Source organism: uncultured Meiothermus sp. (genome assembly GCF_937863175.1).
GTDB lineage: Bacteria > Deinococcota > Deinococci > Deinococcales > Thermaceae > Meiothermus.
On record NZ_CALMCQ010000471.1, the window covers coordinates 1 to 8,626 of the forward strand.

12 protein-coding genes are annotated in these 8,626 nt (G+C 61.8%); 6 read left to right on the forward strand and 6 right to left on the reverse strand.

Features of this window, described 5'->3' with window-relative positions; translation table 11 throughout:
• Window positions 1–406: glycoside hydrolase family 125 protein (locus Q0288_RS17405; protein ID WP_299433495.1), on the forward strand; the 406-nt coding region annotated here is incomplete at its 5' end.
• Here the strand turns inward: Q0288_RS17405 and Q0288_RS17410 are convergent.
• Window positions 389–937, reverse strand: coding sequence for a TetR/AcrR family transcriptional regulator (locus Q0288_RS17410; protein WP_299433498.1), 549 nt, complete (start codon window positions 935–937; stop codon window positions 389–391). The two genes, Q0288_RS17405 and Q0288_RS17410, sit on opposite strands and share 18 nt — an antisense overlap.
• A gap of 97 nt (window positions 938–1,034) precedes the next feature.
• On the opposite strand from Q0288_RS17410, the gene Q0288_RS17415 reads away from it, so the two are divergent.
• Window positions 1,035–1,409, forward strand: coding sequence for a DUF4260 family protein (locus tag Q0288_RS17415; protein WP_299433501.1), 375 nt, complete (start codon window positions 1,035–1,037; stop codon window positions 1,407–1,409).
• Window positions 1,410–1,427: 18 nt separating this feature from the next.
• On the opposite strand, the gene Q0288_RS17420 is transcribed toward Q0288_RS17415, so the two are convergent.
• The 3 genes from Q0288_RS17420 to Q0288_RS17430 form a co-directional block, all read right to left on the reverse strand.
• Window positions 1,428–2,141 carry an intradiol ring-cleavage dioxygenase gene (locus Q0288_RS17420; protein WP_299433504.1) on the reverse strand — a complete coding sequence of 238 codons (714 nt, stop codon included), beginning with the start codon at window positions 2,139–2,141 and terminating at the stop codon, window positions 1,428–1,430.
• 183 nt (window positions 2,142–2,324) lie between these two features.
• Window positions 2,325–2,603, reverse strand: a complete 279-nt coding sequence (locus Q0288_RS17425) for an SHOCT domain-containing protein (protein WP_299433507.1) — start codon at window positions 2,601–2,603, stop codon at window positions 2,325–2,327.
• 70 nt (window positions 2,604–2,673) lie between these two features.
• Entirely contained in the window at window positions 2,674–3,141 is a 468-nt protein-coding gene (locus Q0288_RS17430; RefSeq protein ID WP_299433510.1) for a hypothetical protein, read from the reverse strand.
• 486 nt (window positions 3,142–3,627) lie between these two features.
• On the opposite strand from Q0288_RS17430, the gene Q0288_RS17435 reads away from it, so the two are divergent.
• Together Q0288_RS17435 and Q0288_RS17440 are read left to right on the forward strand one after the other, a co-directional pair.
• Window positions 3,628–4,290 (forward strand): response regulator transcription factor, encoded by a 663-nt coding sequence (locus tag Q0288_RS17435; protein WP_299433514.1) that lies wholly within the window; start codon window positions 3,628–3,630, stop codon window positions 4,288–4,290.
• Complete coding sequence (locus Q0288_RS17440) at window positions 4,287–5,642, forward strand: HAMP domain-containing sensor histidine kinase (protein WP_299433517.1); 1,356 nt, start codon at window positions 4,287–4,289, stop codon at window positions 5,640–5,642. The genes Q0288_RS17435 and Q0288_RS17440 overlap by 4 nt, the downstream gene beginning before the upstream one ends.
• Here the strand turns inward: Q0288_RS17440 and Q0288_RS17445 are convergent.
• Together Q0288_RS17445 and Q0288_RS17450 are read right to left on the reverse strand one after the other, a co-directional pair.
• The gene (locus tag Q0288_RS17445) at window positions 5,627–6,904 is read right to left on the reverse strand and encodes an ATP-binding protein (RefSeq protein ID WP_299433519.1); all 1,278 of its coding nucleotides are present in this window, start codon (window positions 6,902–6,904) and stop codon (window positions 5,627–5,629) included. The genes Q0288_RS17440 and Q0288_RS17445 overlap by 16 nt on opposite strands.
• The gene (locus Q0288_RS17450) at window positions 6,901–7,575 is read right to left on the reverse strand and encodes a response regulator transcription factor (protein ID WP_299433522.1); all 675 of its coding nucleotides are present in this window, start codon (window positions 7,573–7,575) and stop codon (window positions 6,901–6,903) included. The genes Q0288_RS17445 and Q0288_RS17450 overlap by 4 nt, the downstream gene beginning before the upstream one ends.
• A gap of 181 nt (window positions 7,576–7,756) precedes the next feature.
• Here Q0288_RS17450 and Q0288_RS18120 point away from each other — a divergent pair, with 181 nt between their 5' ends.
• On the forward strand, window positions 7,757–8,002 hold the full coding sequence (locus tag Q0288_RS18120; RefSeq protein WP_366914808.1) for a zinc ribbon domain-containing protein: 246 nt from the start codon (window positions 7,757–7,759) through the stop codon (window positions 8,000–8,002).
• A gap of 15 nt (window positions 8,003–8,017) precedes the next feature.
• On the forward strand, window positions 8,018–8,626 hold a 609-nt coding region (locus Q0288_RS17455; protein ID WP_299433525.1), incomplete at its 3' end, for a hypothetical protein.

Consider the following 8,626-nt stretch of genomic DNA (forward strand, 5'->3'; position numbering starts at 1 on the left):
CGGTTATACCTTCTCCGATGAACCGGCGGGCAGCCTGCTGCTGCTGCCACACCTGGGCTTCTGCAGCCGCCAGGATCCGGTCTGGCAGTCCACCGCACTGTGGATTCTGGGCAGCGATAACCCCCACCACTACAAAGGGCGCTTTCCCGGCGAGGGCTCGGCCCACTTTCCCTTTCCGTCGGGCTTCGGGTTGGCCAACCGGGTTTTGTCGGGACTGATGCGGCCTGCGGGCGACGCAATCATGGCGCTCGAGCAGGCCCCCTTAGACCAGGGCTACGCTGCTGAATCGTTTGATGCAGGAACTGGACTGGCCCGCACCGGGGTAGGGTTCGCGGCCCTGGCAGGCTGGGTCGCCTTTGCGCTTGCGGCGGGCAAGGAAAGCAGCAAGTCACCGACTTTTGGATAATCCCTGGGTTAGAGCCGACAAACCCTTCTCAAAGCCGCCCCTGGGGCCGCTGGGGCCGAAGAGGCCGGTGGCCTCGAGCCGCACATAGCCGTGCAAAAACGACCACACAGCCACTGCCGCAGCCGTGTCGTCGAGGTTTCCGGAAACCTCCCCGACCAAACGCAGTAAAAGATTCCACAGTCTTTTCCCCGAACCTGCCGAGGTCAGAGCGGCCAGCCGGGCGTCCATCATCAGCGCGTAGAGGTTGGGGTGGGCACGGGCAAACTCGAGGTAAACCTTCGCAGCTCGAGCCAGAGGCTTGCTCTTTTTGCGCCCGACCAACGGCTCGATCTGTTCGCACAGCCGGGTGTTGCCCGTGTGCACCATCGCCACCTCGAGGGCCTCTTTGTCGGCAAAGTGGCGGTAGAGGCTGGGGGCCTTCACACCCAGGCGCTCGGCCAGGGCACGCATGGAAATTTCCTGGCCCTGCTCAAGCATCTCCAGGGCGGCCTCGAGGATGGTTTCGGGGCTGGTCTTGGCCGGGTAGGGCATTTGCAAACAGTGTAAGTCTTGACAGGGTGCAATTCAAGGTTTACAGTGTTAGCCATAAAGGCGAATGGTGTAAGCTTTTCATAATAGTGGAGAAGCTATGTGGACTCGAGTTCTGACCGATCCGGTGATGCTGCAAAGGCTCGAGGGGCTTGTGCTGTCTGTGGGCGGGGTGTGGGCCTGGCTGGCCCTGGGAGGAGCCTGGTGGCTGCTGTTGCTGCTATTTCTGTTGCCCGACCTTTCGCTGCTGGGCTATCTGGTGGGTGACAAAGTGGGCGCAGCCGCCTACAACCTCGTCCATAGCTACCCCCTGGGTGCAGTCCTGCTGGCAGCGGGTTTGATGTGGCAAATCCCATTATTGCTCCTGGCAGGAATTCTGCTGCTCGCCCACATCGGCGGGGATCGGGCCTTGGGTTATGGTTTGAAGCTCCCAACCGGTTTTCAGGACACACACCTGGGGCGCGCGGGCAGATGACGAAATCCGCCAGCCGCTTCAGAGGTTGAGGCCAAGATCAAAAGTAGCGGTGTAGCCCGCACCGCTCTGAGCCAGATCCAAAAGAAGTTGGCTACCGCCGTTGCGGTAGATGCTGTCACTGGCGTTGCGGGTACGACTACCCGATTTAGCGTAGGCGGGCTGGGTGAAGATGCGGTCGCTCAGGGCATCGTCGAAAAAGAGCTGGGAGGTGAAGTCGCGGTTCTGGAGACGAACTTTGAAGTGGATATGCACTGCACGGCCCGGATACCAACCCGGATAGATGGTGGTGAACTGCGCGATGCCCTGGGCACTGGTGGTCTGGAAGCCCCGCAGCCATTTCTGGCCCCTGGTATCAGCAAACCTGTCCTGCACATCGGAATACAGCCCCTGGGCATCGCAGTGCCAGATATCCACCATGGCCCCTGGCAGCAGGGAACAACCGCTGGAGGAAACCCTCGAGACCACAAAGCGCAACACCAGCGGAGTCCCGGCTTTTACCGCGCCAGAGGCTGGGTCGGAGCGGATGTCGGAACGATTGAGTTTTTCGTCCACAAAATAAGGGCCTTCGGTCATAGCAGGACGCACAATGCAAGACGGCAGGGGGTTGCTCTGCGCTGTGGCTTTTTGCCCTCCCAGGAGTCCGCCCGCACCCGCCAGACCACCCAGACCCAGCGCAGCCAGTACCTTGCGGCGGTTCAGAATCTTTCCGATGGGCTTGTCGTCGTTGTCCATAGGTTCCTCCCGTTTGCCAGCCATTTTCGCAGTGAAGTTCTTCCGTATCTTGAACCAGGATGGGTAGTCTAATTGACACCTGGACACAATTCCTGCACACGCACCCACCCTTATCGTGCATGCTCAGGGCAAAGACATCAAATGCCTGATGCGCTATTCCATAACGCACCAGGCTTTCCTCCATCATCCGCTCAGGTTCTTCTTCAGGGTCTCGAACTCCGCCAGGCTAATCTCGCCTTTGGCGTATCGCTCGCGTGCAACCTCGAGGGCACGGTCTGGGGTCTGGATCGGGCTGGTTTTGCTGCTGTGGGGGCTTCGTAGCAGTCGGGCGATCAACACCCCCACCAGAACCAGCAAGCCCAGGAGAAGCAAGACCCACAGTAGATCCTCCATCACTCCCCATCCACCCACCCCATAGCCAAAACCTTCAAACTTCCCCCGGTCATGAATCTGCCACACCATTTAGCCTCCCGAGAAGATGGCTTGTGGCGCGGGGTTTATCCGCCGACCACAAGCCACAGACTACAGATTCTTAGCGTCCCCAACCCCTGGGGCCACCTCGACCGTCGCGGCCCCCGTGTCCGAAGCGCATCTGAACCGGCTGAGCCACGAGGGCTCGAGCGACCGCAGCGCTGCTGGCCTTGAAGGTACTGGCCTGCTCGGCGGTGAGGCGCTGGGCCTGCACGGCCTGGTCAATGGCCTGGTTGCGGGCGGTCACCAGGGCAGCCTCGAGGGCGGCGGGGGTCTTACCGAGATCGGTGGCAACCTGGGCCAGTGTCCTGGTGCCGCTGCTGAGTACCGCAAGCTCGGCAGGGGTCACCGCCAGAAACTGGGCAGCAGCAAAATACAGATTGCCCACACCCAGGCCACGATCCATCCGCATCTGGCGCTGCTGGGTCTGGCCAGGGGCCTGCTGGGGGTTGGCGGGGGTCTGCTGGGCAAAGGCACCTGCCATAGCCAGGCTCGAGACCACCAGCAGGGTTTTCAGAGTCTTAGTCATAATCTTGCTCCTTTTCGGAAAGCGGCATCTGCTTTCCTGTGCAGCAGTGTGCCGTGAAGCGGTTACGGGGCAGTTACGAGTCGCTGAGAGGGTTTCTCATGCACACCAAGTCCGTTCTCCACGGTGTTTGCTTGGGTGATGCAAGTTGCAACGACCCAGAATCCAAGCCTACTGGCTCGTCCACTCTAAAAAGGTGCGTGACACCCCGGTATGGTTTCTGGCACGAACCGCGTCCCTGCCGTGGACGAGAGACCCCGCAGCGGTGCACCAGATTAGGCCAGACACGGCACGAAGCGCCCACGATAGAATGGTACGATTTTGGTTGAGCCGGATCTGCATTTGGGACTTGCAGTGGCGCATCTTATGACCCAGCTCTGGATCGCAATGTAGATTTCTGAGGTGGAGATACTTACCTTCTACTTTTAACCTGTGACTTGGAACCAAACTTATAACCTGTCCATAACCCCTACAATGCAAGCTGTAACCATGCGGCTGCTGCTGGTGGAGGACGAACCCAATATTGCCCGCCCGGTCTTGCGGGCCTTGCAGGCCCAGGGGCATCAGGTGCGCCATGCAGCAGACCTGGAATCGGCCCGCGAACTCCTGGTCGAAGCCGAGCCCGATCTGTTGTTGCTGGACGTGCGGCTACCGGAGTCGGACGATGGCGGTTTTATCCTGGCCAAAGAGGCCCGCAACGCGGGGTATAAGGGCCCCATTCTATTCATGACCGCCCGCGATGCGCTGGCCGACCGGGTGATGGGGCTCGACGAGGGTGGCGATGATTACGTGGTCAAGCCCTTCGATCTGGAAGAACTGCTGGCGCGGGTGCGGGCCTTGCTGCGGCGGGTGAGTGAGGTTCGGCAGAGCCGGATTCAATATGGCCCCCTCGAGCTCGACCTGTCCAACCGCAGCGTGCGCTGGGAGGAACGGCTGGTGGAGTTAAGCGGGCGCGAGTATGCGCTTCTGGAACGCCTGGCCCTCTTCCCCGAGCGCGTCTACAGCCCGGAAGAGCTGATGGATTTGATCTGGGGAGAGGAGGCTTCGGATCTGGGAGTGGTCAAGGTGTGTGTGTATCACCTGCGCAACAAGCTAGGTAGCAGCGTGGTGCGAACGGTTTCGGGGGGATACCGGCTGGGAACCGAACTATGAGCCTGCGGTTGCGGTTGACCCTCTTTATCGCGGTAGCGATTGCCCTGGCACTGCTGGCGCAGGGCTTTTTGGGCTATGCCAGCTTTGAGCGTTTGCAGATGAGCAGCCTCGAGCGCGAGCTGGATGCCTACCTTGGGCGTGTCGCCGGGCAGATGGAGGGCCGCCGAGGCTCTGTGCGCATGCCCCGACCGGATCGAGACAATAATGGCCTCCCGTTTTCCAGTCCTAACTTTATGGAGCGTTTTCGCCTCGACGACCCCAGACCCATCCCGCTTAATCCCACCCAACCCGGCTCGATTGCTCACGCGCGGCTGGTACGGGAGGGCCAGGTACTGCGAGAATGGGGCAGCTTCCCCAACCAAGTTCCACTTTCCTCTAGCCCAGAAACCAGGCTCGAGAACAACTGGCTGTTTCGCAGTGTACGCCTGAGTCCAGAGGTATATCTGCAAGCAGTGGTGGAGGCCAGCCAGGTCAGGGCCAGTCTTGCTGGCTACCAGCAAACCGTGCTTTTTACGGCGCTGGTGGTTGCGCTGCTGGGCGCGCTGGCGGCCTGGCTGCTCAGTGGGCCTGCGCTACGGCCATTGCGGCACCTGCAGGAAACCACCCGCCGGGTGGCCGACTCGGGCGACCTGAGCCTGCGGGTGCCGCCTGAAGGCAGTGGGGAGCTGCGCCATCTGAGCCAGACCTTCAACCAGATGCTGGGACGGCTCTCGGCCTTCCGCCAGCGCGAGACCGAGTTCACCCGCAATGCCGCCCACGAGCTGCGCACCCCGCTTACGGCTATGCGCTTACAGCTGGACTCGCAACGCCAGGGGCTGGCCACCTCGGAAGAGACCCTGTCGGTAGTGCAGGAAGAGGTTGAGCGGATGACCCACCTGAGCGAGTCGCTGCTCACCCTGGCGCGGGAGGGGCGCGGGCAGCAGGTCGGGCTCAACCTGGCCTGGTTGGCGCAAGAGGTTGCACAAAAAGCGGGCGTACCCTACCGAGGGCCAGACCGGCTGGAAATCTCCGGCGACCCCTTTCTGCTGCGCCAGGCCCTGGAAAACCTCTTGAGCAATTCGCAGAAGTATGCCCCCCACGCAACCATCACGGTGGAATTGGGTCGCTCGTCGGACGGCCAGTTCGCCATCCTGAGCGTGAGCGATACCGGGCCAGGCATGGCCCCCGAGGTGCTGGAGCGGGCCACCGAACCTTTTTACCGGGCCCCCGGAACCCGCATCTCCGGCAACGGGCTGGGACTGAGTGTGGTGACCCGGGTCGCGGAGGTACACGGTGGACGGCTGGTGCTGGAAAACCTCGAGCCCCAGGGCTTGAAAACCGAGCTATGGATCAGAATTCAACCCCCTGCCTGATCGAGCGGCAACCTCACCTCGAAAACGGCCCCGCCTTCGGGTTGGTTGCGGGCCGCCACGGTTCCCCCGTGCAACTCCACCAGGGCTTTGACGATGGAAAGCCCCAGACCGCTGCCGCCCGTAGCCCTCGAGCGCGAAGCCTCGCTACGGTAAAAACGGTCGAAGACCTTGCTCAAGGCCTCAGGGGGAATACCCGGGCCGGTGTCGGAGACTCGCAGGGTGGTGGTTTTGTCGTCGGCAAACACCGCGATGGCGATTACCCCACCCTCAGGGGTGTGGGCCAGAGCATTCGCCAAAAGGTTGCCTGCAATCTGCGTCATGCGATCCGCATCGGCGCGTATCTGTCGGGGCCTGGTGGGCAGGTTCAGCTCGAGTTTAATCTTTTTTGCCTCCAGCGAGGCCCCAAAAGCTGTGGCCACGTTGCGTACCAGCTCGACCAGATCCAGTCTGCGCAGCTCGAGGGTTAGTCGCCCGGCATCGGCCAGCGAAAGGGTGCGCAGATCTTCGACCAGGCGTGCAAGCAGTCCGGTCTGGTTGTGCAACCGATCAATCTCGCCCATCTCCAGCGGCATTACCCCATCCTGGATGGCTTCCAGCCGACCCTGCATCACCGTGAGGGGGGTGCGCAGCTCGTGGGCGATGTCGGCAATCATGGCCCGCCGTTCGGTCTCGAGTTTTTCCAGCGATCGGGCCATGTGGTTGAAGTTGCGAGCCAGCCGAGCCGTCTCGTCCTGGCCGCCAGAATCGGCAATTCGGATGGTAAGGTCACCCTGGGCCAGACGGTTGGCGGCGCTCGAAACCGCCTCGATGGGGCGGGCAATTCGGCGGGCAAAGAGCAGCGCAACCAGGGCCCCCAGCCCGGTAGCCATCAGGCTGGCGATCAGCAGGTTTTGCTGAAGCTGGGCCTCAAGACCGGGCCTGCGGCTACGAAGAATCGGCTGGATGCGAACAGGGACGGCGCTGGGGTTGTCGAGAGGGCTGACCAGGAAAATGGGGTTGGGGTTGTCGGGGCTGGTTGAGGCTTCGATGCGAACGCGAATCTCTTTGCCCAGCAGCAGCAACTCGCGCAGTTCGGGCGGAAATCCCAGCGGCGGCAGGCGGCTTTCACTGCGCCGCAGGAAATCGCGCACATCGGCGGGCAACTCGCGAAAGACCCGTTCGCGCTGGTAGGCGGTGAGCGCGACCATTACCAGGTTGGTGCAGACCACCACCAGAATCATCAGCAGGGTCATGCGGACTTCCAGACGGTTCCAGAAGCTCATTCGGCCCACAAACGATACCCCACACCCCGCACGGTTTCCAGCATCTCCCCTACCCCTGCGGCATCCAGCTTCTTGCGCAAATTTTTCAGATGCACATCCACCACCCGCTCCAGCGCATCGGAGTCGGGCAAGGCAGCCTCGAGCAGCTCGGCCCGGCTAAAGGCTTTACCGGGGGTGCGGGCCAGGGTTTCCAGCAGGCGAAACTCGGTGGGGGTCAGCTCGAGGCGCCCTGGCCCCAGCCTGGCCACCACTTTTTCGCTATCAATCTCCAGCGGCCCCACCCGCATGATGGGCCTGCTCACCTCGGGGAGCACCGTCCGGCGCAACACGGCCTTGACGCGGGCCACCACCTCGCGCGGGCTGAAGGGTTTGGTCACGTAGTCGTCGGCCCCCAGCTCGAGGCCCAGTAGCTTGTCCAGGTCTTCGGTGCGGGCTGTTACCAGAATTACCGGGGTGTTGCCGTTGCTGCGGATGCGGCGCAGCACCTCGAGGCCATCCAGCTCGGGTAACTGGATGTCCAGCAGCACCAGATCGGGCTGGGCGGCCCGCAGCAGGCTCAGGGCCTGGCGTCCATTGGCAGCCCGTTCGGTGCGAAAACCATCCCGGCGCAGATAACCTTCCAGGATTTCCGCGATCTCGGGTTCGTCCTCGACTACCAGTACCAATGCCACCCTGTTCAGTGTATCGGTAACGGAAGGCTCCATGTCCGCACCATCCCTCATCTTCGTGAAGGGGTAGGGTGGGTTTTGTGAAGTTTGCGTGTAGGGGTTGTCGGCACAATCCTCCCTACAAGTAACCATCTGCTAACCGGCTTTGTTGCATCCTCTGGCTCATGAACAAAGGGGGCCTGGTGTGGATGAACCGGATGATTTACTCAGCCTTTGGGCCAACCGAGGGGGATACCGGCTGTGTCCGGAATGTTTTCGTGCGATTCCAGCTCACTCCCAGGAGCGCTACTGCATCAACGATGGGAGCTGGCTGCTGGAAGCGTGCCCGCTTTGCAAGGCCCCTATCACCTCACCCTATGCCCGTTTTTGTGCTTCGTGTGGGGTGGGGTTTGCCAGCCTGGCCCAAGCCAGCCGAAAAAAATCGCGTTAGCAGGGGAGAAAAACCGTGAGACTATCTGGCTTTGCCATCATCGGCGCCCTTCTCTTGCTCCTGGGCGCATGTACTTCGCCCAAGGGGGAACTGCCCCCTTCCACCGTTACGGTGGACACCACCTTACAGCCCTCGGTTACACAAATCGAAGGCATCAACGGCGGGCCGCCTCGGGCCGTCACTACACTGGTAGACGAAAACGGAACCCGGGCGGATTTCGTGCAAAACGAGTTGATCCTCGTCACCGACGACGGGGCCGTGCTGAATGCTTTCCTGGCGCGGTGGCAGGGCAGCATTCTGGACTCGGTAAACCCCGCCGACGCCGGGATCAGCAGGGCTAAACCGATCTATCTGGTCAGGGTGAGTGCGCCCGTCATCGAGTCCGCTAAACGGAGCGCCGACCTGAAAAAACTCGCGCCCGAGGCCCGCAACGATCTCCGGCTGGGCAGCCCAGAAGGGCTCAACCTGTTCGGCGTACTGGCCCAGGAAGGAGCGACAGGAGCTACCCTCTCGCCCAACTGGATCATGAAACCTTCGGGGCTCGAGGTCGGTCCTATCAATGAGGGGGTGATTGGTACGGTGGCGAGCGGCAAGGCCCCGGCCGGCGGTGCACCCGCTTACACC

Bases quoted from the DNA above. Each gene is read 5' to 3' on its own strand.
- Q0288_RS17440 (WP_299433517.1), top strand. From the start codon at position 4,287: ATGAGCCTGCGGTTGCGGTTGACCCTCTTTATCGCGGTAGCGATTGCC.
- Q0288_RS17410 (WP_299433498.1), bottom strand. From the start codon at position 937: ATGCCCTACCCGGCCAAGACCAGCCCCGAAACCATCCTCGAGGCCGCC.
- Q0288_RS17430 (WP_299433510.1), bottom strand. From the start codon at position 3,141: ATGACTAAGACTCTGAAAACCCTGCTGGTGGTCTCGAGCCTGGCTATG.
- Q0288_RS17420 (WP_299433504.1), bottom strand. From the start codon at position 2,141: ATGGACAACGACGACAAGCCCATCGGAAAGATTCTGAACCGCCGCAAG.
- Q0288_RS17435 (WP_299433514.1), top strand. From the start codon at position 3,628: ATGCGGCTGCTGCTGGTGGAGGACGAACCCAATATTGCCCGCCCGGTC.
- Q0288_RS17415 (WP_299433501.1), top strand. From the start codon at position 1,035: ATGTGGACTCGAGTTCTGACCGATCCGGTGATGCTGCAAAGGCTCGAG.
- Q0288_RS17425 (WP_299433507.1), bottom strand. From the start codon at position 2,603: ATGGTGTGGCAGATTCATGACCGGGGGAAGTTTGAAGGTTTTGGCTAT.
- Q0288_RS17445 (WP_299433519.1), bottom strand. From the start codon at position 6,904: ATGAGCTTCTGGAACCGTCTGGAAGTCCGCATGACCCTGCTGATGATT.